Consider the following 23,139-nt stretch of genomic DNA (forward strand, 5'->3'; position numbering starts at 1 on the left):
CTCATCCCCGGATAGCACCACGGGCGGGGGCTGACAATTCCGCCGATCGCGCGTATGGCACGTGCCGGGCAGACATCGGCAAGAGGCGTTCCATGATCGACCATCTGGACCTGGGCAGGCTTGAGGCCCGCGATCCGCAGGAAATGGCCCGGCTGGCCCGGGCGGTGCATGAGGTCGGGTTCCTGACCGTATCCAACACCGGGCTCTCGTCCGAGCGCATCCGCCAGGTGATGGAGAGCTACCGTGCCTTCTTCCAACAGCCCGAGGCAGTAAAGCGCAAGGTCGATATGGCCCGAACCGGATCGAACCGGGGCTGGGGCGCGCCGCTGTCCGAACAGGTCGACCCCGACGCCAACCCGGATTTCAAAGAGGTCTTCGACTGCGGCTATGAACTGCCCGCAGAGGACCCGTACGCCGACCGCGGCCTCAGCGTCTACGCTCCCAATCTCTGGCCCGAAACCCCGCCCGGTTTCCGCGCCGATATCCAGCGCTACTACGGCGAGGCGTCAGGCGTGGCGATGAAAACCCTGCGCGCCATCGCCGCCGCCATTGGGCGGAACGAGGCCGCCTTTGACAACGCCTTCGGCACCCCCATGGTGCTCTTGCGCGGCAACTACTATCCGGCGCGGCCCGACTGGGCGGGTGAAAAGGATTTTGGCATCGCCGCCCACACCGACTATGGCTGCCTGACACTCCTGGCCACCGACGGCGTGCCGGGGCTCGAGGTGCGGATGCCCGACGGCACGTGGGAGGCGGTCACGGCGCAGCCCGGCACCTTCGTGATCAATTTCGGTGAGATGCTGGAGTTCTGGACCGACGGTCAGGTCAAGGCGACCCTGCACCGGGTCAGGGGTGGCCCGGACGAGCGCATCTCGGTACCACTCTTCTTCAACCCCGCCTATGACACCAACGTGGCCCCGCCGGGATCCGGGCAGGTGATCTCGGCCGGCGCGCATCTGACCCGCCGTTATGACGAAACCTATGTCCATTTACAGGACAAGGCCGAAGAACGCGGCTGAACCGGGGTATTTTGACCGCTGACCGTAAAGCGGCACTTGGTTCTGCCACCAGCGACGGAACCACGACTTTTTTGGACTGATGTGTTCATCCAGCACCCAACCGGCGCCCTTGATCCAGGCTTCTCTCACGGAAAATAAGGACCGGCGTGCAGGTCAGGCGCCGTTGTCGTCCATTCCTTAAAGCAGCAAGGTACTCAGATCCGCCACTGTTTGCTGACGCTGATCGCTCATCGGGCTAAATCACAATTTTGCGGAACAGAGAAGACTTTAGTCACGCCAGGTTGAATAACTCTCTCCCGCCAAACCGACCTTACATCGGGGCCCCGAACCGAGCACGAGGTGACCGTTCGCAGCTAAGCTTAGAACGCCGCGCCAGACCTCACGTCAGCCGCTCTTTTCGGCCAGGAAATTGATCATTGCACGGGTCTTTGCCGGCAGGTTGTCGCGGCTCGCATAGATCACGTTTACGCCCACCGGGGGCGGGCAGAAATCAGGCAAAATCGCCACCAGTGCCCCCGCATCCAGTTCGGCCTTACATGAAAGTTCTGGCAGGCGGGTGATCCCGTGACCGGCAAGGGCGAGCGCCTTTTCGGTATGAGCATCGTTGCATCGAATGCGTGGCGCGATCGGCACGGTAATCAGGTCTCCATTCGGCCCCGGGTAGGTCCAGTTCTGCGTAACCCCGTGAAACGAGAAATCGATCAGATCATGTCCTTTCAGATCATCGGGGTGACGCGGATTGCCTTTTCGCATCAGATAAGCAGGGGAGGCCACCGTAAGACCCTTGGTGCGAAAAATTTCGCGGGCGATGAAGTCGGACGGGGGCAGATCGCCAATACGCACCAACAGATCGATCCCTTCGCCGATCATGTCTGCATGGCGCTCGGATATGTCGATGTGCAGATCAACTTCGGGGTACCGCTGGAGAAACTCGGGCAGCCGGTCATTCAGCCACCCGTGGGCGAAAACCACAGGCACGCTCATTCGCAATTCCCCAAAGGGCCGGTCGCCAACTGAATGCAGTCGGTCCCGCACCGCACGGGCGTCATCCACAATCCGACGGGCATTTTCATAATATATGTGCCCGGATTCCGTCAGACTGATCCGGCGCGTTGTCCGGTTCAAGAGCCGGGTACCAAGCCGCGTTTCAAGCCGCGCGATCTCTTTGCTGACGTGGCTGGGTGTATGGCCCGACAGCCTGGCAGCCGCACTCATTCCTTCCTGCTCCACCACTGTGCAGAACAGAACCATGCCGTCGAAGAGGTCTTTATTATAGTCCATTTGGAATAAATGCTGTTCTGATTGAGCTATTAAAGTCCAATACAGGCATAGCTACCATTGTTGCAAGCAAGGGAAAGGCCAAACCATGTTGGACATCAGAAATTTCGACCACATCGGCATCCGCATCAGCAACCGCGATGCATCCGTCGCCTTCTATGAGCTGTTGGGGTTTGAGATGATTGCCGATGGCGGTTTTGACAACGGGCATCCGCTGGTGATGCTCCATCCCTCCGGGATCAACATCAATCTGTTGGGTCCGGCAACGGCAAAAGCAGGCGCAAACGTCCTGATGGATGAGGCCGAGAAATACCCGGGCATCACTCACCTGGCCGTCAAGGTGAAGGACGCCGAAGCGACCGAAGCTTTTGTTACCGAAAACGGCATCGCCATCACCGGCCGCCGCGAATTTCGCGGCACCAAAACCATCTTCATTCGCGACCCGGATCGCAATGTTCTGGAGCTTGTCGGCCCCGGCCCTTCGGTCGCGCAACTGATCGCCGAGCATGTGCACGGCTGAAACCCACCACCAAAGGAGACACTCCGATGAGAACTTTCTTCAAACCGTTTGCAACGGCCCTGGGCCTGACCATCGCTGCCGCGGCATTGCCGGCACTGGCAGAAACCCCGATGATCAGAACAGTGGATGGTGTCGCTACATATCCAGAGGGCTATCAGGGAACACCTGTTCGGGCCGCCGACGAAGACCCGTTTCTGTCACCAACCAACTCGGCGCTGATCCTTATCGACTACCAGCCGCCGATTTTGGCTGGGGTCAGGAATATCGACCACGAAGAGTTGATGAACAACACCACTGGTCTGATCAAGACCGCCGTCATCTATGACATCCCGATCATATTCAGTCATGTCGCCGTGGGGTTGAGCGGCTATGATCCGATGATCGAAGAACTGCGCGAACTGGCCCCGAATGCGGTCTTTGTTGACCGAACCAATGTCAACGCCTGGGAAGAGCCTGAATTTGTCGCCGCGATCGAAGCAACCGGCCGGACAAAGCTGATCATGGGCGGTCTCTGGACGGACGTCTGTCTGGCCTATCCGGCGATCGAAGCCGAAGCCGCCGGGTACGACGTTTATGTGCCCGAAGATGCTGTTGGCTCGATCACCCAACTCAGCCACGACAACGGTATGCGACGTATGATCGGGGCCGGGGTCGAGCCCATCACATGGAACGTCGTTCCGGCAGAGCTGCAACGCGATCATGCGCGCGCTGATAAGCTGCAAGCCGTCACTCGCGTATTCATGGAACATCTGTTCAAAGTCGACCCGGATACAACCTGGTAAACCCAAGATCTGTCAGGGACTTCGGTCCCTGGCAATGATATCCACTTACCGCCAGGCATTGTCTGTTTGCCCCGGGCAACCTCGCGCCAGCAGACATCGACTACATTGAGGAATTTGATCAGTCTGGGCATTCACCTGCCCTCCGCTGCATACTGCAGAAATGGCGGCTTTTCGAGAGGGGCCGTCCTAGCGATCAACCTACAAGTGACCGTTCAATCGAGGCTCAGACTGGGCACATCAAATCGCGGTCAGCCGGGCTTGCTCAGACGGGCGGCCACTCCGACCGCGACGCGCGCCGTGAACGCCGCTACCGAGCTGCGCTCCAGGATCATCGGCGCGTCGAGGCTCGCAGGCGGGAAAAGAACCCAGGTCTGATCGTCATCGTTGGTCATGACCGTAAAGGGTTCGGCGTCCTGAACCTCGTTGTTGGCGCAATAGAACACGCTCAGCATGCCCGCGCTTGCCGGTTGGGCCAATGCCTCTGCAAACGATTTGGCATCCGGCTTCGAGGCACCAAGCGCCGTGAGGGCGGTAACCACCTTGTCCGTTTCGCCGCTGGCCGCGGACTGGCGCAAATCGGCGAACGTTTCGTAACTTGCCTCAATGCGCACTTGGTGGCTCAGCGGGACCAGCGCCGCGCCGAGAAACCCTGCACAGGCACCTGCTGCGGCGGTCAGGTCTGCATAACGGGTAAGATCGAAGAGGCCATCGGGACGGCGTGTCAGGCCGATGAAATCCGCACCCGCGGCATGGACCGATAACCGGCGGACACCCTCGCCCTCTTTGCGTTCAGCCAGCAATACCAGAGATGGGTCCACAAGGGCCAGAACCGCCGAAGACATCTCGTCCGTGAAGTTCAGGCCAGCCTCCGGGGATCCGATGAGCCGGTCTGCCTCATGAAGCCGCGACTCCCCCTCGGCAAGCCAATGCGCTGTGTCCGTCGCCGCGTTGTCCTCGGGCAGGAAGTAGTCCTGATCCCATCCGATAATGCGTTCGGCCCGTGTGAACGAAAATGCGTAGGCGAGTTCGGACGGGTGCATCAGGTTCGATGTCATGCGTTAGCTCCACAAGAATTTCGAGAGCGCCTCGAGCTTGTCTTTCACTTCTGTGCTGGCAGGAATGCTCGGATCGGCGGTGGGGGGCTTATGCGGCTCGACCGCGGTCTCTTTGACCTTGCCGACCGCGTCCTGAATCGCGTCTGCGACGCCATAAATGGCTCCTTTCACGGTCTCCACGGCCTGTTTCGACTTGCTGCGGAGACCTTTGAGCAGCCCGTCGATGCTGTCTGCCACCGCATTGCGTGCTGATTCCAGCCCCTTTTCGACTGCAAGCACCGCCGCGTCCACGCGGCGTTCAACATAGTCGTCGCCGACCTTTTCAACCCAGTATGCGATACCGCTGAATTGGCCGGAAAGCGGGCTGTCTGTTGGAAAAAGTTCAAGATTGCTGTCCAGATAATTATAGCCGGGACCTGCATCGTGAAAGGTGTGCAGATAGCCAGCCGCGTCATGAACGCAACCATGCAATGCGACGGGGTTGTCCGGGTCCAGATGGAAGGCATCGACCAAATCCGAGCCGGGGATGAATGAGTTTCCCGGCCCAACGAGCCCGCCGGTCGGACTGAGAAGCGCGGCAAACACCTCGTGAATACCGAACGCGTCCCCCAGCACCTTGCCGAACATAAGCTGGCCCCGTGACGCCATGAAATCGGCGTGTCGCTCTTCGTCGAGATCGGGCGCATCCTCATCCTTTGTCACACCGTTGACTTTTTGTTGTTTGCGCACGACCAGAAAGCGGCCGTAGTCGCGGTCGAGGTCTTCGGCGGTGGGCGGCAGGCCCACGATCACCGAAAGCTCTTCCATCACCTCGATGCGGCGTTGCCCTGACAATCCTTTGACGACCTCGCGCATCAGCGCCTTCAGGTCGGGGCTGCCTTCGCCTTTGAACGCCACGTCCTTCAAAGCGATCATATACTCATCGCCGAACAGTTCTTTGGTGTCGCAGCGCGTCAGATCGGCGGCGACGAGTTCTTCGGGCGTCAGTCGTTCAAGCCGGTCGTTTTCCTCTGCGCTGATCGGGATTTTGCCGGTCGGACGAAACCCCATGTACCGCCTGAGAAATTCGGTCTGCTGCTCTGTCAGCTGAGACACTGGTCTCTCCACCTGCTTGTTATGTCAGAGGCATCAAATGCGACACTTGCGGAAACAGAAAAGCACAGTATGCATCGCGGCGCATGTCAAATATTTTCGGCTCCGACATTCACCCTTGTTGCCGTGGCTTTCCATCAGACGCGATCCCGCAGATTTTACTCAGGCCAGGACGCGCGCGATCTTGTCCAATGCCTCATGCGCCGTCTTGGCGACCTGCACATCAGTGAACCCGTTGCCGGTATCGACGTGTTTGAAGAAACCCGAATTCAAATTGCTCCGGTATTCCTTGACGATACCCATGGCCGCGATTTTTCTCTTGTTGCGTGCGTCTCCCGCCTCAGCGTCGACGATCTTTGCCAGCGCGCTTTCCAAGCGCGCGTCCAGACCTGCGACATGGTCGGACAAAGAACCCACATTCTGAACGACACCCGCCAATTCTGGGGTGCCCTTGCATACCTTTATGATCTCCGATTGCAGCTTTTTCAGTTCAGATTCCAGCGTTTTGCGTGCGCCTTGCCAGGTCAGCCGCGCGTCATCGAACGGCTTCACCTCGGGATCGACCTTCGGGCCGGTATCTTGCGCTGAGCGCACCTTTTTGATCAGGTCCACGATACTGGGCAGCGTTGCCAGGGCCTTGGCATAGTCCGGCGCGTCGCCACCAACCGTTTCATTTGCTAGGTTCCACAGACGGTTAAGTTTGACCAGATCCGGATGATCCGGATTTACCTTGCCACCCTGCGCCCTTGCTTCTTTGACCGCCGTGTCAATTTTGGGAAAATGTGCGACCCACTTGGCCTTGTTGGGATCTGGTGCCGCCTCGGGTGTGCTACCGTCCTCGGTGGCCTTTTGATTTAGCGCTTTTTCGAGTTTGCCGAGCGCCGCCTCCAGTTTGTCGGCCCCCAATGCAGCGCCCTTGATGTTGCCAGACTGCGCGAGCTTGGCGACCGTTTTGAATGGTTTGGCAAAATCTGCGGAGGATTCTTTCGGCAGGGTTTTGATCCGACCCGAAATGATCTTGATCCGAGAGAGGACGACAGAGGCGTCCGCCTTGTCCTTTTGCTCAACCGCGCCCGCATCATCGATGTCCGGCTTGTTGGCGTCCCCGCCAGCTTCGGCACCATCCTGCAAATCGTCATCGATGTCAGAGTCCAGAATATTCCCCTGGGGGTCCATAATGACGACATTGAGCGTCAGTTTTTGCTTCTTGAGCCATTTTTTGAGCGTCTTCGCCATCGCCGGCAATTCGCGCTCGCAGGTAAGACGCATCTCCTTGCCGACGACATTCATCTCTCCAAAGGCGACCTTTTTTCCGGATCCTAAAACCTTGGCCTCTTTGGCGATCAGCTTTGCCGGTTTCTTGCGATCCAAACCGAAGTAATGCTCGTCTTCCTTCGCGCCGGCATTGAATGCAAATGCAACGGTTTTCTCTTTGGCGAAATTGACAAGCTTCTTGAGCTCCTTGCCTTCGACCTTATACGCTGCCAAATCCACACCCTCCATGTGAAGGCCCAAAAGCTTGATCCGGGGACACGCAATCCGGCTCGGCGCGACGGCCAAGCAAACGCGCTCAGGCCAGATGTAATCAAAAAATGTCCCCCACCGCCCAACCTGTCAATCGGCTTGACTGGATGCTGATTCACTGTGCCGGAATACTGTTCCCTGCGCCACAGTTTGAACCCAGTCTATTAAGCAGGCGATATGGCCCGTCCGTTTTGGGTCGAAAAAGGCAGGTTTGTCCGTGTCTCGTTTGTCAGAAGCAATTGCAACGAAAGTGCGATATTCGGCCGGCGGGTTATAGGCTTCCTGAAGGCCGGACTCGCTGGCACGACCTGTTTTGCAGCAAATAAACACTCCGCAAGTTCGGGTGGTTTCTGCGTGGAAAGTGGCCGCGTCAGTAAAAGTCCGGGAACTGCGCCATCGCGGGCATTTGTCCTAAGCACAGCACCCGTAACGCTTGGCTCGGAGCCAACACTCTAAGCGTCTGAGTTCAATGACGGCTTTCAGGTCTTGCCGCGCATGGAAAGCCGGTGAGGCACTCAAGCAAGATTGGCACGCTCAAGAAGTCATCGCCTACCAAAAACAATGACCTGGGGGCCAAGACTAGCCGGGCTACGTGTCACCGGACACTGACAAGGTGTCGTCGAACTTGATCGACTCGCCGCAGCCGCAGGCATCGACCACGTTGGGGTTCTTGAACTTGAACCCCGATTCCAGCAACGACACCTCATAGTCGATCTCGGTCCCGAACAGGAACATCTGCGCCATCGGCGCGATCATCACCCGGGCGCCGTCCTGCTCGACCACCTCGTCATGGGTGTCGGGCTGATCGACATATTCCATCGTGTATTCCATGCCCGCGCAGCCGCCCTTCTTGACGCCGATGCGCAGACCGGCATGCCCACCCTTTTCCATCAGGCGGGTGATCTGGGCAGCGGCCCGGGGGGTCATGGTCACGGCCTGTTTGCCGGGAATGCCGAACATTGCGGTCTCCGATTGTCGCGCGTTGCCCCTAATCTAGGTCCGTGCGCCTGCGGGCTCAAGGGGTTGCGGGGAGGTAAAAAAGGACCGCTCCGGGCAAGAGCGGTCCTGAGGCACGGGCCGGGGCCGGGGGACGGCAGGGTACTGAGGACGGCCCGGAAACCGGTCTGCGCCCGTGGAACGCCGCACCGGCGCGAACAAGGCACGGGTGCACAGGCGGACGAACGCAGGTCCTGCAACGGGGTGCAGTCTGGCCGGAGAATGTAACCACAATAAAACAAAGGCGTAACAGGGATGTTACGCCTTTGCGAACCGGTCTGGATTCCTGTGGATAAGATGGCCTACATAAAGCCCAGCTCCAGCCGCGCCTCGTCCGACATCATCTCCATGCCCCAGGGCGGCTCCCATGTCAGGTCCACATCCACGCTCTTGACGCCCGCCACCGGCTCGATCGCATCCACGATCCAGCCTGGCATGTCGCCGGCCACCGGACAGCCCGGCGCGGTCAGGGTCATGATCACCTTGACGTCGTTCTCGGTGCTGATGTCGATGGTGTAGATCAGGCCCAACTCATAGATATTGACCGGAATCTCCGGATCATAGACCGAGCGGCAGGCATCCACCACCGCCTCATACAGCGGATGATCGACGGTTGAGGGCGCAATCAGCGGCGCGCCTTCGAACGGTTCGGTGGCTTGGGTCATCTGGGCCTCGGCATCGTTTCCTGAGTGATTATATAGGGAAAGGGGGAAGCAGCGTCCAGAGGCCGAAACGTCAGGTTCCCCAAGTCTGAATGCGGCACATCCGCCGGAAATTTGGAAAAATCGCCTTACGTATGGTAAGTTACTATTATTGTTTTTGGAGATTTGAGTCATGCGCCACTTTTTTCATGCGCTGTTGCTGAGTGTAATGGCCTGTGCCGCCTATGCGGACGGGCTCAGTCTTGGTGGAATAACCGAGCATTGGGGGCTCGACGACGAGGACGAGGATGGGGGCGGTCTTTCCAGCACGTTTTCCGGCTCCGGGTCGGGCTCTGGATGGGGCGGGTCATCGGGTATCATCGTTGCACCGACGACACCGGACCCGCGGCCCGTTGCACGTCCCACACCCCCTGCCAGCACCGGCGCGATTTCCGACGCGCATTCGCTGACCCGGGGCGGTGCGATTGCCGAGGCCGCCGCCGCTGATGGTGTCGCCACCCGCATTTTTGCCGGGCCTGGGATGTTCCCGCCCGAACATTTCGCCGCCTACGCCATCGTCGCCTTCACCTCGCGCCCGCTGCCGCAGGACCGCGAGCGGTTCCTCGAGATCTGCCGCGGCTATGTCGCGGCCATCCTGGCCTATTCCGAGGTCGAACAGCCGCTGGATCAGCAACTGGTCACGGTCTGGCCGGTCAATCAGGACTATGTCGGGATCGATGCGATGGCCCAGCCCGGCAGCGAAGGCTGCAACAAGGCGGTGGACGAATATGGGCTCGCCACCTCGCTCAGCGCGCTCCGGGATGCCTATCTGGCGCTGGACCCGGATGACATTGCCACACTCACGATCAAACGCGGGCCCTTCGTTCTGGCCTGGAGCCCGACCGACCAGAAAGGCACCGAGGATGCGCTGATCCTGCGCATGGATCTCTCGGGCGTCGAGACCGCCACCCACGCGCGCGAGAAATTCGAAGCCTGGCGGGATGAGATCGAGGCCAAACAGCACCTGTGGATTGACGGCTGGAAAGAGGATACGCTGGCCGACATGATCGGAAACTGGGCGGATCGCTGGGGAGGCGACATTCTCGCCCTGCTCAGACGGGACTGACACGATGTGGTGGTTTTCCTACGGCGCCTGGGGTGCCTTCGGCCTGATTGCGGGTCTTGCTTTGGTGACCTGGGCGAAACCTGACACCAATGCGGGCGTCGGTCTGCTGCTGGTCATCTGCCTCGCGGTCAGCCTGATCGTGCGCGGGTTGTGGTTCTGGATCACCGCGTCACCGGAAGAAGAAGGCGGGGAAGAGGGCGAAGGCTGACGCCGCCCGCATGACCCGGTCAAACAAATGCACTCACGGAAAGGGCGCTTCGGGCGCTGACATATCGGGGCAGGTCCGCGCCGGTTATGAACGGGCGGCCCCGGACCTGATCGCGGCCTACGAAAAGGTACGGCCCGAACGGCTCTATGCGCCCGTTGCCGATCTGTTGCCCACGGCACCGGTCCGGGCGCTGGATGTCGGCGCAGGCACCGGGCGCGATGCGGCGTGGCTGGCCAGGCAGGGGCACCGCGTAATAGCCGTCGAACCCGTGGCGGCCCTGCGCGCGGCGGGCCAAAGGCTTCATGCGGGTGCCGGGATCGTCTGGCATGACGACCACCTGCCGGGCCTGAGCCTGCTGCGAAACTCGGCTTACGACCTGATACTGGTCAACGCGGTCTGGCAACATGTCGCGCCCGCGCAACGGCTTTTGGCGCTGGCCACCCTGTTTCGGCTCACAACACCCGGCGGGCAGGTGATCCTGTCACTCCGCCATGGTCCGGGTGCGCCGGACCGGCCCGCGATGCCGATCTCCACGCCCCGAACGGTGGCGCAGGCGAAAGAAGCGGGTTTCGAGGTGATAAGGAAAACCTCCGCCCCGTCGCTGCAACAGGCGAACCGGGACGGAGGTGTATCGTGGGATTGGCTGGCCTTGCGACGCGCCCCGACAAGTGTCAGTCGTTGATGTCCTCCCGGAAGACCTTCACCTGACCTTTCGGCAGGGCGAAGTAGCGTCGCAGGATCAGCCAGGCCGCCAATGACAGCGCCGCAAAGATCAGCAACAGCACCGGGAGTGAGACCGACAGCCCAGGCACCAACAACAGCAGCCCGGTGACCGCCGCCCCCAGCGCAAAGCCCAAAAAGACAAAGCCGGGCAGCAGCATCTCGGCAATGGCCATCACCAGCGCTCCGGCCAGCCAGACCCACCAGATTGTCCACAGCGGCTCGGTCATCATTTTGCTCCCTTCAGCATCTTAAAGGCATCGCCAAAGGCCTCAAGTGCGTTGGCGGGCAGCACGATGGTTTGTTTGCCGTCGCCATGTCCCAGCGCATTCAGCGCCTCGACCTGCTTCAGCGCCACCTGATACTGCGCCGCCTCGATGCCGTTGTCCTGAATGGCCTTGGCGACGACGCCGGTGGCATAGGCTTCGGCCTCGGCCTGAATGCGGCGCGCCTTGGCGGTCTGCTCGGCGGCATAAAGCTCGGCATCGGCCTGCAGCTCGACGGCGCGTTTCTGCCCCTCGGCCTCGGTCACCTGTGCACGGCGGGCACGTTCGGCGTTCAGCTGCTGCAGCATCGCATCGCGGGTGGCCTGATCCAGGTTCACGTCCAGAATCTCGGCCCGGGTCACTTCGATGCCCCAGTCATCCACAGCCGTTTCGACGCTTTCCTGAATGCGCTCGATCAACTGCGCGCGGTTCGACTGGACCTCATCCAGATCCATCTTGCCGATCTCGGCCCGCACGATCCCGGCCACGGTGGTGGCAATCGCGCCGTCCACGTCGCGGATGCGGTAGACGGTCTTTTCCGGTTCCAGAATGCGGTAAAAGACCGAAGTGTCGATCTGCACCAGCACGTTGTCCTTGGTGATCGCGTCCTGCGTCGCGTTGGGCAACTGACGCTCGAGGATCGAGATCTTGTGCCGTGCCACATCCAGAAACGGCACGATGAAGTTGATACCCGGTCCCAGCACCGAGTGCAGCCGTCCGAACCGCTCCACCACGTATTTCTCGGATTGCGGGACGATCTTGATGCCCTTGAGAATGACGACGATCAAAAACGCCGCAGCCAACAGATAAACGATATTCGATGTGATCAATCCAATGATCAGTTCTTCGGTCATGCCTGCCCTCTATTATTGTGTACAGTGGTATACATTTGGGAATTGTGTACCCATTCTTCAAGACAGGTATTGCGTGTGCGACCCGGCGCGCAAGCCTGTCCTGACGCCAAAAAGGGCGTAATTCCCGCGAATCGGAGGGATAGACTGCAAAATCGCCGGAATTGAGGCGCGCGGGCCGGAAACAGGCCGTTTTCGGCGTCTGGAAGCGGTTTTCACATTTCGCCCGTTAGGGCCCACTATCCCGCTTCTGGTGCTTGGCTTTGCACCTCTGTTCGCGCTATCGGGGCCGGCATGAAACTGATTATCGACACCGATCCCGGCATCGACGATGCCATGGCCATCGCCTACGCCGCCGCCGCGCCCGAGATTGACCTCATCGGGCTGACCACCATTTTCGGCAACACCCATGTGCACCAGTCCAGCCGCAACGCGCGCTACCTGCTGCATCGTTTGGGGCTCGACCTGCCCGTGGCCGAAGGCGCGCACCTGCCTTACGGGGCCGACACCTATCAGCCGTCGGATTTCGTGCACGGGCCCGAAGGGTTCGGCGATCTGACCGACATTCCGCAGATCGGCGCGAACCATGATCTCTCCGCCGCTGAATACCTGGCCGAGACCGCCCGCCAGCACAAAGGCGAATTGGTGGTCTGCGCCATCGGCCCGCTCACCAACATCGCCGACGCGATGCGGCTGGACCCGGAATTTGCGGGCAACCTCAAGCGGCTGGTGATCATGGGCGGCGCGGTTTATTGCCCCGGCAACATTACCGCGCAGGCCGAGGCCAATATCTATCACGACGCGCTAGCCGCCGATGAGGTCTTTGCCACCCCGCCCGAGACGGTGCTGGTCGGGCTCGACGTGACGCTCAAGACGCTCTATGCGCCAGGCGATTTCGAGGCGCTGGCCAGTATCTCGCCCGATATGGGCGGCTTCCTGCGGCAAATCTCGCAATTCTACCTGAACTTCTACAAGCAGGCCGGGGGGCTCGACGGCTGCGGCCTGCACGATTCCACCGCCGTCATCGCCTGCACGCATGAACCGATGTTCGAGACCGTCGAAACCGGCATCCGCGTGGACCGTCACGGCGACGGCATGGGCGCCACCCGCCCCGATACCAGCCGCCCTCCGGTGCGCGTCTGCACCGGCGTCGACGGGGCAGGGGTGGTACGGCTCTTCACCGACCGGGTCACCACGCTGCGCTGACGGGTTGCATCGGGCGGACCGATCGGGCAAAGCCTGCGCGGTCCACCGACCCCAATAGCTCTGAGCATTCCCATGACCCAGCGTTTCTCATTCGATCTGCACGCCACCGACGGCAAGGCCCGCACCGGCGTGATCCACACGCCGCGCGGTGAGGTGCGCACGCCCGCTTTCATGCCGGTGGGCACGGCGGCGACGGTCAAGGCGATGATGCCGGAAAGCGTGCGCGCCACCGGCGCCGATATCCTGCTGGGCAACACCTATCACCTGATGCTGCGCCCCACCGCCGAGCGTATCGACCGCTTAGGCGGTCTGCACAAGTTCATGAACTGGGACCGGCCCATCCTGACCGACTCGGGCGGGTTTCAGGTCATGTCGCTGGCGGGGCTGCGCAAGCTGACCGAGACGGGCGTGACCTTCAAATCCCATATCGACGGCTCGAAACACAAACTGACCCCGGAACGGTCGATGGAGATCCAGCGGCTCCTGGGCTCGGATATCGTGATGTGTTTCGACGAATGCCCGGCTCTGCCCGCCGACCGCGCTCGCATCGCCGAGAGCATGCGGCTGTCGATGCGATGGGCAGACCGCTCGCGCGCGGCCTTCGGTGACCGCCCCGGCCACGCTCTCTTTGGCATCATGCAGGGCGGGTTGGAGCGTGACCTGCGCGAGGAAAGCGCCGAGGCGCTGAAGCAGATCGGCTTCGAAGGCTATGCCGTGGGCGGTCTGGCCGTGGGTGAGGGGCAGGAGGCCATGTTTGGCTGCCTCGACTACGCCCCGGACTTCCTGCCCGAAGATAAGCCGCGTTACCTGATGGGCGTCGGCAAACCCGACGATATCGTCGGCGCCGTGGCGCGCGGCATCGACATGATGGATTGCGTGCTGCCATCCCGCTCGGGCCGCACCGGGCAGGTGTTCACCCGCCATGGTGTGGTCAACATCAAGAACGCCCGCCACGCCGACGACCCGCGCCCGCTGGACGAGCACTGCTCCTGCCCGGCCTGTTCGAACTATTCCCGCGCCTATCTGCATCATGTGTTCCGCGCCAATGAGATGATCTCGGGCATGCTGCTGACCTGGCACAACCTGCATTATTTTCAGGAGATCATGGGTGGCATGCGCGAGGCTATCGCCGCGGGCACGTTCGATGCCTGGCAAACGCAGTTCCACGATCAGCGCGCACAGGGCGATATCGAACCGCTGTAACCGGTCCGGCGCGCCGCTCCCGCGCAGGGCGCGGATCGCCCCGCCCGCCGTCCCGTCCGCGCACCGGCCCAGAAAAGCGCGGAGACGTGGTTTTGACGCCTTGCGGTCGCTGCGCACTCGCGCCATTGTGCGCTCCACGAATTCGCCGGTGCGGTTGAAATAGCCGGGTCCTTGCCCCACGTTGTTAACCCATGACCGGAGATGGCCGATGGTCGCCTAAATTGGGACCGGTGCCGTCTTGCCAATGATAAGGATAGAGCATGCAAGAGCCTCTGAATTCCTCATACCCCGTCCTGCCGCTGCGCGACATCGTGGTGTTCCCCCACATGATCGTGCCGCTGTTCGTGGGCCGCGAAAAGTCGGTCCGCGCGCTGGAAGAGGTGATGCAGGACGACAAGCAGATCCTGCTGTCCAGCCAGATCGACCCCGGCGTCGACGATCCCGGCACCGACGGCATCTATGACGCAGGTGTGCTGGCCAATGTGCTGCAACTGCTGAAACTGCCCGACGGCACCGTCAAGGTGCTGGTCGAGGGGCAGGCGCGCGTGCGCATCACCGAGTACCTCGAAAACGAGGAGTTTTTCGAGGCCCGCGCCGAATACCTGACCGAGATCCCGGGCGACGTGACCACCACCCAGGCCCTGCAGCGCACCGTCGGCGACGAGTTCGAGCGCTATGCGAAGGTGCGCAAGAACATCCCCGAAGAAGCGCTGGCCGCCGTCGGTGAAACCACCGAACCCGCCAAGCTGGCCGATCTGGTCGCGGGGCATCTGGGCATCGAGGTGGAACAGAAACAGGATCTGCTGGAGACGCTTTCCGTCAGCGAGCGGCTGGAAAAGGTCTATGGCCTGATGCAGGGCGAAATGTCGGTCCTGCAGGTCGAGAAAAAGATCAAGACCCGCGTTAAATCCCAGATGGAGAAGACCCAGCGCGAATATTACCTGAATGAGCAGATGAAGGCCATTCAGCAGGAGCTGGGCGATGGCGAGGACGGCAAGAACGAAGTTGCCGAGCTGGAACAGAAGATCGCCGAGACCAAGCTGTCGAAAGAGGCCCGTGAAAAGGCTGAGGGCGAGCTGAAGAAGCTGCGCAACATGTCACCGATGTCGGCCGAGGCCACGGTGGTGCGCAACTACCTCGACTGGATCCTGGCGCTGCCCTGGGGCACCAAATCCCGGGTCAAAAAGGATCTGGGCAAGGCGCAGGAAATCCTCGATGCCGATCACTATGGCCTGGAAAAGGTCAAGGAGCGGATCGTCGAATATCTCGCCGTGCAGCAGCGTTCGAAAAAGCTGAAAGGCCCGATCCTCTGCCTTGTCGGCCCCCCGGGCGTGGGCAAGACCTCGCTGGGCAAATCGGTTGCGCGCGCGACGGGGCGCGAGTTCATCCGTATCTCGCTGGGTGGCGTGCGCGACGAATCCGAGATCCGCGGCCACCGCCGCACCTATATCGGCTCGATGCCCGGCAAAATCATCCAGTCGCTGAAAAAGGCCAAGACCACGAACCCGCTGATCCTGCTCGACGAGATCGACAAGATGGGGCAGGACTTCCGTGGCGATCCGGCCTCGGCCATGCTCGAAGTGCTGGATCCGGAACAGAACAACACGTTCATGGACCACTACTTGGAGGTCGAATACGACCTCTCGAACGTGATGTTCCTGACCACGTCGAACAGCTACAACATGCCCGGGCCGCTCTTGGATCGGATGGAGATCATTCCGCTGGCGGGCTACACCGAGGATGAAAAGCGCGAGATCGCCAAGCAGCACCTGATTTCGAAACAGGTCAAGAACCACGGGCTCAAGGCCAAGGAGTTCGAACTGACCGATGAGGCGCTGACCGAGATGATCCGCATCTATACCCGCGAGGCGGGGGTGCGGAACCTTGAACGCGAAATTGCCAAGGTGGCGCGGAAATCGCTGACCAAGATCATCAAGAAAGAGGCCGACAGCATCACCGTGACGCCCGACAACCTAGATGAGTTCCTGGGCGTGCCGAAATTCCGCTACGGTCTGGCCGAGCTTGAGGATCAGGTGGGCGTCGTCACCGGTCTGGCCTATACCTCGGTCGGGGGCGAGCTGCTCTCCATCGAGGCGTTGCGCCTGCCGGGCAAGGGCCGGATGAAGACCACCGGCAAGCTGGGCGACGTGATGAAGGAATCGATCGAGGCGGCGTCGAGCTACGTCCGCTCGATCAGCCCGCAGCTCGGTATCAAGCCGCCGCAGTTCGACAAGCTGGACATCCATGTCCACGTGCCCGACGGCGCCACGCCCAAGGACGGCCCTAGCGCGGGTCTGGCCATGGTCACGGCCATCGTCTCGGTGCTGACCGGCATCCCGGTGCGCAAGGACATCGCCATGACCGGCGAGGTCACCCTGCGCGGCAATGCCAGCGCCATCGGCGGTCTCAAGGAAAAGCTGCTGGCGGCTCTGCGCGGCGGCGTCAAGACCGTGCTGATCCCGCAGGAAAACGAAAAGGACCTGCCCGAGATCCCCGACAACGTGAAAGAAGGGCTCGAGATCATCCCGGTGGCCCATGTCTCCGAAGTGCTGAAACACGCGCTTGTTGGTGAGCCCGAGCCCATCGAATGGGATGAGGCCGCCGAAGAGGCCGCCGCCGCAGCCGCAGCCAAAACCGCAGGCGACAGCGGCGCGTCCGCGACAGCGCACTGATCATCGGTAATCGAACAGAATGGCGGGTCCAGGGACCCACCATTTTTCGTTTGTGAGGGAATGTTGCGAACCTTTGTTTCGGCCAAAGCTCTAAGTCAGGGAAGTTGTCATGGCGCCTTGCAGTTTCCGGCCAAGCGACCCTTAAATCCGGCTCGTTGTCGGCTGTGTATTACTGGTTTTTTGCACAAGTCTCAGAAGTTTGGTTTCCTACAGAATGAAACGGCTGGTTGATTGTCGCTAGAACGCAGGGTTTCCTAGCGGTAAGCTCTCTACGCAGAACTTGTTTAGAGGAGCGCAATCGAATTGAACCAAGATATTGCCGCACGCGAACGGCTGGAGAATCTGGCCCATCTTTCCGAACTTGTTGAAAGGCGCTCTTCGTCAAGCCGGGAATTCCGCCGAGCTGTTGGCACACTATTTGAAGATTTGAAGTATGTTGACGAAGCGCTTCGTCGCGACCCTCTAACATGGCGCTTGAATCGGGCTTTTCATGCCGTCCATGCGCCCAGCCTAATAGCGGTAATCTCGATGCTCGACGACATCGAGCGTATGACGTCAGTCACGGAAGACGAGACCCATCAGATATATTCATCTATCAACCAAGCCGCGTTACTGGCCAAGGATGCCAGACGGCGTATCGAGCAGGCGAATTTGACTGAGGTTAAGGTCGAGCTTGAAGTACTCGCCGAATACGCACCGCCACCGGCAAAGCGTTTTCAGAAGGCTTCAAAGCTGACCCTTGCATTCGACAGCATTGCTTCGGTGTCGGAAAGCGCGTGGGGCGGAGCCAAATCAAGCGCCTCATCCGTTCCCGGCCTAATTGGCAGCCTTCAAGATGGTGTTTCCGACACCGTTTCTCGTGCCGCTTCGGTCCCGCTGTTGGCCGAGAATCTCCGAAAGACTCTATCGGGAGCCCTCTCAGACAACGTTTCAAAGCCTATCTCGATGCGCCTAAAAGCCGGTGGTCGCGCGCTAGAAAACGGCGTTGGAACAGGTGTGGGTTTTGGCGTAATTGTCGGAGTTTTGTGCCCACCATTATTGCCTTTGACCGCCGGTGGTGCGGTTCTTGCGGCTATGCGCACCTGGCGAAAGGAAATGGACAAGGCCAGCACGCTCAATGAGATAGAACGGCAGCAACGTATCGCCGAACTGAAGGCAGAAAGATCTGCCGCTCTTAAGCGCCTCACTCATGGGGCTGCCGCTCTACAGATGGAAACCGAAGACCTGAGCATGACACTGGACGTCGAAACCGGCCAAGCCGACGCGGTTATACTCAATGGCGATTATTCTGGCCGCAACTGGTCGAACCTGACTGCGACTGAAAAAGCGGAAGCTGGGCTTACCCTTGTGGAGGGTACAAACAACCTTCTCAGAATTCTAGAAATGGCAACCGGTGAATGACGGCAGATTTCAGTTATGGAAATATGATCCGGTACAAAAGTCCGGCTCTATGAGGCGGTCGACTGCATCATTAATTCGCCGACGGCAGTACAGTTTCAGTTTAATATCCAATGCCGGTGCCCAGTAATAAGGGCATTACATCAAACATTGGGTCAGATACGCGCGGCGCAGGTAAAAGCTGACTGACATTTCATGTTTGCGTCCCGATTCAAGAACGACCGCTGGTCAGGCCTGCTGGCCGACAATCCGGGGCAGACTTTTTCGACATCTCAATGACGCGTGCCGCCAGAGCCCGGGCCGATTCAACTGCGGAAAAAAATGGTGGGTGATAAGAGATTTGAACTCCTGACATCTTCGATGTGAACGAAGCGCTCTACCACTGAGCTAATCACCCGTGAGGCGGGGTATTACCGCGCCTTTTCGGGCTCTGCAAGGGGCATTCAAGGCGACATGCCTTTTTTTGCCAAGCCGGACGCGCGGCGGTTTGCGCCCAGTGGGAATGCCCCGGCCGTCACGGGCCGGGGCAAAGACCTTCAGAGGCCGGGGAGTTTGTCGAGAACGCCACGACGGTCAAAGGTGGTGCCGCGGGCGTTGCCCAGGTTCATGCGAACGCCAAAGCTCACGAAGGCTTCGGTGTTGCTGAACCCGAACGCGTCCAGCCGGGCGGCCCCCAGCGTGCCGAACACTTCCGCGTTGTCGCTCAGCGCGTAGTTGGCGCCGACGGAATAGACATTCGCGTCGACCAGCCCGCCGAAATTGTCGACCAGATCGTAATTGGCGGTCAGTTCCAGCTGGTCGGTGGCGTAGCTTTTCATCGCCAGGCCAAAGATGTTTCCGTCCAGTCCCGAAACGCCGTCGACCTCGTGCCGGCCCAGATATCCTTCGATGTCCACCTGGCCCGCGTCAAAACCCGCCTCGACGCCATAGAAATCCAGATCGTCACCATCGATGCTGTCACGCCCGTAAAAGGCCCCCAGCGAAAGGTTGTCGCTGGCATGGAAATTGCCGTGCAGCGTGACGTTCGTTCCGGATTCGTCGATTTCGTTGAAGCGATACGTGCCCGCATCCAACTGCAGGCTGAAACTGCGCGAGAACGCCAGTTCGCCAGCACCGTTCAGATTGTACCGGCTGCCGATATCGGTGTCGGTAAAGGTCGAATATCCAAGCTCGACATAACCGCCCGTCACCTCGACAGCATGGGCCGCACCAGCAATCAGCCCGGTCGCCAGCGCGCCGGAAATAATCAGGTTTTTCAAGATCCTGCTCCATTTTTGTCATTGTTTCGCGAAGACCCAAAATGAGAGTCGCCGCGCAGGCCGTCCTTACCGCGGCAGGACACGCGGGAGTAGGGGCGGATGGTCTTTCCCCACCGCCTGTTGCGCCGTTAACATATTGCAATCCCGCAGCAGGGTCATGCAGCGACAGAATCAAAAAAAGCCGGGCACAAACTGCGCCCGGCTTTCCGTGTCGGCCCCTCCGAAGACAGGCCATACGCGGCTGGCCTCAGCCGTAGCGATAGGGCCGCCCGGCCTTCAGCATATCCGCATTGTACTGCTTGAAGATCTCGACCACCTTCGCCTTGGTCTCGGACTCGGCGGCGATCTCGTCCCAGAACTGCACGGCCGCCGCCTCGACGGTGGCCCATTCCTCGTCCGGAATGGATGTGAGCTCCATCTTGGTGCCGTTCACCCGCAGGCTGGCCTCGCCGCCCCAATACCACCATTGGCGGTAGTAGTGCGACTGGTCGCAGCAGACGCGGAACAGGGTCTGCAGGTCTTCGGGCAGCTCGTTCCAGCGGTCCATATTGGCAAAGAACGACCCCGCCCAGGCGCCCGAGATGTTGTTGGTCAGGAAATAGTTGGTCACATCCGCCCAGCCGACGGTGTAATCCTCGGTGATGCCCGACCAGGCGATGCCGTCCAGCTCACCAGTCTGCACCGCGACCTCGATATCCTCCCACGGAAGCGTCACCGGCACCACGCCGAACTGCGCCAGGAAGCGTCCGGCGGTGGGGAAGGTAAAGACGCGCTTCCCCTGCAGATCGGCCAGAGAGTTGATCGGGTCCTTGGTGGCGAAGTGGCAGGGGTCCCAGGCGCCCGCGCTGATATGCTTGACGCCGACCTTGGAGTATTCCGCATCCCAGATCTCGTTCAGCCCGTACTGGTTGAACAGCACCGGCACGTCCAGCGAGTAGCGGCTGGCGAACGGGAAATAGCCGCCGAACACGGTCACTTCGGTGGGCGAGGCCATCGAGTCGTCATCCGACTGCACCGCGTCGATGGTGCCGCGCTGCATGGCGCGGAACAGCTCGCCGGTGGGCACCAGCTGATCGGCAAAGAACAGCTCGATCTGCATCCGGTCGCCGGCGATCTTGTTGAACATGTCGATGGCGGGCACGATCACATGCTCGGCCAGCGCCGGGCCCGCATAGGTCTGCATCCGCCACTTGACGGTCGATTGCGCCAGAGCCGGCGTGGCCAGTGCCGCGGCGGGCGCGATAGCGGCCCCTTTGATGAACTTGCGTCTTGATGTCATTCTCTCTCTCCCGGTTGTTGAACTTGCGAATGTGCTCCCCTCAGCCCCGGTTCGCCCGGGGTCATTTGTTGTAGACATAGTCCGGCAGCCACAGCGCGATCTGCGGAAAGGTCATGATGATCGCCAGCGCCAGCGTCATCACCATCACGAACGGCAGGATCGAGCCGTAGATGTCGCGCAGCGTGATCTCCAGCGGTGCCATGGCGCGCATCAGGAACAGGTTATAGCCGAAGGGCGGCGTCATATAGGCGATCTGGGTGGTGATGGTATAGAGCACCCCGTACCAGATCAGATCGAACCCCAGCGCCTTGACCAGCGGCACATAAAGCGGCGCCACGATCACCAGCATGGCGGTGTCGTCCAGGAACGTACCCATCAGGATGAAACTCAGCTGCATCAGGATCAGGATCATCCACGGATCGAGCCCAAGGCGTTCGGTGAACAGGTTCTCGATGGCCTTGACCGCGCCCAAGCCGTCGAACACGGCGCCAAAGGCGAGGGCCGCAAGGATGATCCACATGAACATGCAGGAAATCCCCAAGGTGGAGCGCACCGAGGTCTCGAACACCTGCCGCGTCATCCTCCCCTTGAGCACCGCGGCCAGAAAGGCGGTCATCGCCCCGATGGCCGAGCTTTCCACCAGTGAGGTCCAGCCGTTGACAAACGGCACCATCATCGCCGCAAAGATGCCCAGCGGCAGCAGCCCGGCGCGCAGTAGCGCCAGTTTCTCGGCCATCGGCACGTTGCGCTCTTCGGGCGGCAGGGCGCGGCCCAGATCGGGGTTTATGCGGCAACGGATGGCAATATAAAGGATGAACATCGTCGCCATCATCAACCCCGGAATGACCCCCGCCAGCCACAGCTGCCCCACCGGCTGCCGCGCGATCATCGCATAAAGCACCAGCACCACCGAGGGCGGCACCAGAATGCCCAAAGATGACCCGGCCTGTATCACCCCGGTCACCATCTTCTTGTCATAACCGCGCTTCAACAGCTCGGGCAGGGCGATGGTCGCCCCGATCGCCATCCCCGCCACGCTCAGCCCGTTCATCGCCGAGATCAGCACCATCAGCCCGATCGTGCCGATGGCCAGCCCCCCGTTCAGCCCGCCCATCCAGACATGAAACATCCGGTACAGATCATCGGCGATCTTCGATTCCGACAGCACATAGCCCATGAAAATGAACATCGGCAGCGTCAGCAGCGGATACCACTTCATCAGCTTCATCGCCGAGGCGAAACCGATATCGTACCCGCCCCGATCCCCCCACAAAAGCAGTGCCGCCACCACGGCCACGAACCCGATGGCTCCGAACACCCGCTGCCCGGTCAGCAGCATCAGCATCATCGTGGAAAACATCACCGTGGCGATCAGTTCATAGGACATCAGATCACCTCGCGCGGGATATCTTCGCCGCGAATGCGCAGGATGTCCTTGCACAGCTCCGCCACCGCCTGCAGCAGCATCAGCACCAGCCCGACCAGCATGATCGTCTTGATTGGCCAGAGGTATGGCCGCCACGCCGTCGGACTGCGCTCGCCATATTGCAGCGAGTAACTCAACGAATCCCAGCCGCCATAGATCAGCACTGCAAGGTAAAAGATCAGGAACAATACGGTCAGCGCATCGGTCCACGCCTTGCGCCGGTTCGACCACTCGCCATAGAGCAGATCCATCCGCACATTCGATCCCATCTGGATCGAATAGGGCCCGCCCAGAATGTAATAGGCCACCATCGCGAACTGCGCCATTTCCAGCGTCCACAGCGATGGCAGAAAGAAGGTCTTCGAGATCGACGACCACAGCAGGATTCCCATCATCACGAAGATGCCGTACATCACCACCCGGCCGATCCAGCGGTTCATCCCGTCAATGACCCGGACATATCTCCGCATCAGGTTCATGCCTGTTTCCCTGTTGTTACGACCCGCCCTCATCTCCGGGGCCGGTTCGTTGATCGTCGCGCCACAGCGCTCCTCTCACATTGGGAGCAGCCGGGCGCCGCTTGTCAACAAAATCTCTGTAGACATGACTACATTAATC

General features: G+C 60.5%; 22 protein-coding genes and 1 tRNA gene. 10 read left to right on the forward strand and 13 right to left on the reverse strand.

Annotation, left to right across the window (positions count from 1 at the left end):
* Window positions 1–92 precede the first annotated feature (92 nt).
* Window positions 93–1,019, forward strand: a complete 927-nt coding sequence (locus GOX53_RS19645; RefSeq protein WP_171179363.1) for an isopenicillin N synthase family oxygenase — start codon at window positions 93–95, stop codon at window positions 1,017–1,019.
* Between the two features lie 384 nt (window positions 1,020–1,403).
* Here the strand turns inward: GOX53_RS19645 and GOX53_RS19650 are convergent, their stop codons facing one another.
* Window positions 1,404–2,300, reverse strand: a complete 897-nt coding sequence (locus GOX53_RS19650) for a LysR family transcriptional regulator (protein WP_171179365.1) — start codon at window positions 2,298–2,300, stop codon at window positions 1,404–1,406.
* Between the two features lie 85 nt (window positions 2,301–2,385).
* Here GOX53_RS19650 and GOX53_RS19655 point away from each other — a divergent pair, with 85 nt between their 5' ends.
* Window positions 2,386–2,817: a VOC family protein gene (locus tag GOX53_RS19655; RefSeq protein WP_171179367.1), complete on the forward strand. Its 432-nt coding sequence runs from the start codon at window positions 2,386–2,388 to the stop codon at window positions 2,815–2,817.
* Between the two features lie 26 nt (window positions 2,818–2,843).
* Window positions 2,844–3,599 carry an isochorismatase family protein gene (locus tag GOX53_RS19660; RefSeq protein WP_171179369.1) on the forward strand — a complete coding sequence of 252 codons (756 nt, stop codon included), beginning with the start codon at window positions 2,844–2,846 and terminating at the stop codon, window positions 3,597–3,599.
* A 248-nt stretch (window positions 3,600–3,847) separates the two neighbouring features.
* Here the strand turns inward: GOX53_RS19660 and GOX53_RS19665 are convergent, their stop codons facing one another.
* The 5 genes from GOX53_RS19665 to GOX53_RS19685 form a co-directional block, all read right to left on the reverse strand.
* Entirely contained in the window at window positions 3,848–4,654 is an 807-nt protein-coding gene (locus GOX53_RS19665; protein WP_171179371.1) for a hypothetical protein, read from the reverse strand.
* A 3-nt stretch (window positions 4,655–4,657) separates the two neighbouring features.
* The gene (locus tag GOX53_RS19670; protein ID WP_171179372.1) at window positions 4,658–5,569 is read right to left on the reverse strand and encodes a hypothetical protein; all 912 of its coding nucleotides are present in this window, start codon (window positions 5,567–5,569) and stop codon (window positions 4,658–4,660) included.
* 339 nt (window positions 5,570–5,908) lie between these two features.
* The gene (locus tag GOX53_RS19675) at window positions 5,909–7,249 is read right to left on the reverse strand and encodes a hypothetical protein (protein WP_171179374.1); all 1,341 of its coding nucleotides are present in this window, start codon (window positions 7,247–7,249) and stop codon (window positions 5,909–5,911) included.
* Window positions 7,250–7,858: 609 nt separating this feature from the next.
* Window positions 7,859–8,230 carry an iron-sulfur cluster assembly accessory protein gene (locus tag GOX53_RS19680; protein WP_171179376.1) on the reverse strand — a complete coding sequence of 124 codons (372 nt, stop codon included), beginning with the start codon at window positions 8,228–8,230 and terminating at the stop codon, window positions 7,859–7,861.
* A gap of 338 nt (window positions 8,231–8,568) precedes the next feature.
* On the reverse strand, window positions 8,569–8,931 hold the full coding sequence (locus GOX53_RS19685; protein ID WP_171179378.1) for an SUF system Fe-S cluster assembly protein: 363 nt from the start codon (window positions 8,929–8,931) through the stop codon (window positions 8,569–8,571).
* 169 nt (window positions 8,932–9,100) lie between these two features.
* On the opposite strand from GOX53_RS19685, the gene GOX53_RS19690 reads away from it, so the two are divergent.
* Genes GOX53_RS19690 through GOX53_RS19700 form a run of 3 tightly spaced genes read left to right on the forward strand, consistent with a single transcriptional unit; the run spans window position 9,101 to window position 10,923 of the window.
* Window positions 9,101–10,033 (forward strand): hypothetical protein, encoded by a 933-nt coding sequence (locus GOX53_RS19690; RefSeq protein ID WP_171179380.1) that lies wholly within the window; start codon window positions 9,101–9,103, stop codon window positions 10,031–10,033.
* Window positions 10,034–10,037: 4 nt separating this feature from the next.
* Window positions 10,038–10,241 carry a hypothetical protein gene (locus GOX53_RS19695; RefSeq protein ID WP_171179381.1) on the forward strand — a complete coding sequence of 68 codons (204 nt, stop codon included), beginning with the start codon at window positions 10,038–10,040 and terminating at the stop codon, window positions 10,239–10,241.
* Between the two features lie 10 nt (window positions 10,242–10,251).
* On the forward strand, window positions 10,252–10,923 hold the full coding sequence (locus tag GOX53_RS19700) for a bifunctional 2-polyprenyl-6-hydroxyphenol methylase/3-demethylubiquinol 3-O-methyltransferase UbiG (RefSeq protein WP_171179383.1): 672 nt from the start codon (window positions 10,252–10,254) through the stop codon (window positions 10,921–10,923).
* Here GOX53_RS19700 and GOX53_RS19705 read toward each other — a convergent pair.
* Window positions 10,913–11,191, reverse strand: a complete 279-nt coding sequence (locus GOX53_RS19705; protein ID WP_171179385.1) for an NfeD family protein — start codon at window positions 11,189–11,191, stop codon at window positions 10,913–10,915. The genes GOX53_RS19700 and GOX53_RS19705 overlap by 11 nt on opposite strands.
* Window positions 11,191–12,081 carry an SPFH domain-containing protein gene (locus GOX53_RS19710; RefSeq protein WP_171179387.1) on the reverse strand — a complete coding sequence of 297 codons (891 nt, stop codon included), beginning with the start codon at window positions 12,079–12,081 and terminating at the stop codon, window positions 11,191–11,193. Before GOX53_RS19710 ends, GOX53_RS19705 begins: the two co-directional genes overlap by 1 nt.
* Window positions 12,082–12,372: 291 nt before the next feature.
* On the opposite strand from GOX53_RS19710, the gene GOX53_RS19715 reads away from it, so the two are divergent.
* The 4 genes from GOX53_RS19715 to GOX53_RS19730 all read left to right on the forward strand — a co-directional run bounded on the left by GOX53_RS19715 (window position 12,373) and on the right by GOX53_RS19730 (window position 18,560).
* Window positions 12,373–13,284: a nucleoside hydrolase gene (locus GOX53_RS19715; protein WP_171179389.1), complete on the forward strand. Its 912-nt coding sequence runs from the start codon at window positions 12,373–12,375 to the stop codon at window positions 13,282–13,284.
* 72 nt (window positions 13,285–13,356) lie between these two features.
* Entirely contained in the window at window positions 13,357–14,487 is a 1,131-nt protein-coding gene (tgt, locus tag GOX53_RS19720; RefSeq protein WP_171179391.1) for a tRNA guanosine(34) transglycosylase Tgt, read from the forward strand.
* Between the two features lie 260 nt (window positions 14,488–14,747).
* Window positions 14,748–17,159: an endopeptidase La gene (lon, locus tag GOX53_RS19725; protein WP_171179393.1), complete on the forward strand. Its 2,412-nt coding sequence runs from the start codon at window positions 14,748–14,750 to the stop codon at window positions 17,157–17,159.
* Between the two features lie 303 nt (window positions 17,160–17,462).
* Entirely contained in the window at window positions 17,463–18,560 is a 1,098-nt protein-coding gene (locus GOX53_RS19730) for a hypothetical protein (RefSeq protein ID WP_171179395.1), read from the forward strand.
* A 319-nt stretch (window positions 18,561–18,879) separates the two neighbouring features.
* Here GOX53_RS19730 and GOX53_RS19735 read toward each other — a convergent pair.
* From GOX53_RS19735 to GOX53_RS19755, 5 genes are all read right to left on the reverse strand, one after another.
* Window positions 18,880–18,954 (reverse strand) — tRNA-Val (locus tag GOX53_RS19735).
* Between the two features lie 139 nt (window positions 18,955–19,093).
* Entirely contained in the window at window positions 19,094–19,816 is a 723-nt protein-coding gene (locus GOX53_RS19740; protein ID WP_171179398.1) for a porin, read from the reverse strand.
* 247 nt (window positions 19,817–20,063) lie between these two features.
* Window positions 20,064–21,095 carry a TRAP transporter substrate-binding protein gene (locus GOX53_RS19745; RefSeq protein WP_171179400.1) on the reverse strand — a complete coding sequence of 344 codons (1,032 nt, stop codon included), beginning with the start codon at window positions 21,093–21,095 and terminating at the stop codon, window positions 20,064–20,066.
* Window positions 21,096–21,156: 61 nt separating this feature from the next.
* Window positions 21,157–22,482 carry a TRAP transporter large permease subunit gene (locus GOX53_RS19750; RefSeq protein WP_171179402.1) on the reverse strand — a complete coding sequence of 442 codons (1,326 nt, stop codon included), beginning with the start codon at window positions 22,480–22,482 and terminating at the stop codon, window positions 21,157–21,159.
* On the reverse strand, window positions 22,482–23,000 hold the full coding sequence (locus tag GOX53_RS19755; RefSeq protein WP_171179404.1) for a TRAP transporter small permease subunit: 519 nt from the start codon (window positions 22,998–23,000) through the stop codon (window positions 22,482–22,484). The genes GOX53_RS19750 and GOX53_RS19755 overlap by 1 nt, the downstream gene beginning before the upstream one ends.
* Window positions 23,001–23,139 lie beyond the last annotated feature (139 nt).

It is taken from the genome of Ruegeria sp. HKCCD8929, assembly GCF_013031405.1.
In the GTDB taxonomy this organism is placed as follows: Bacteria; Pseudomonadota; Alphaproteobacteria; order Rhodobacterales; family Rhodobacteraceae; genus Ruegeria.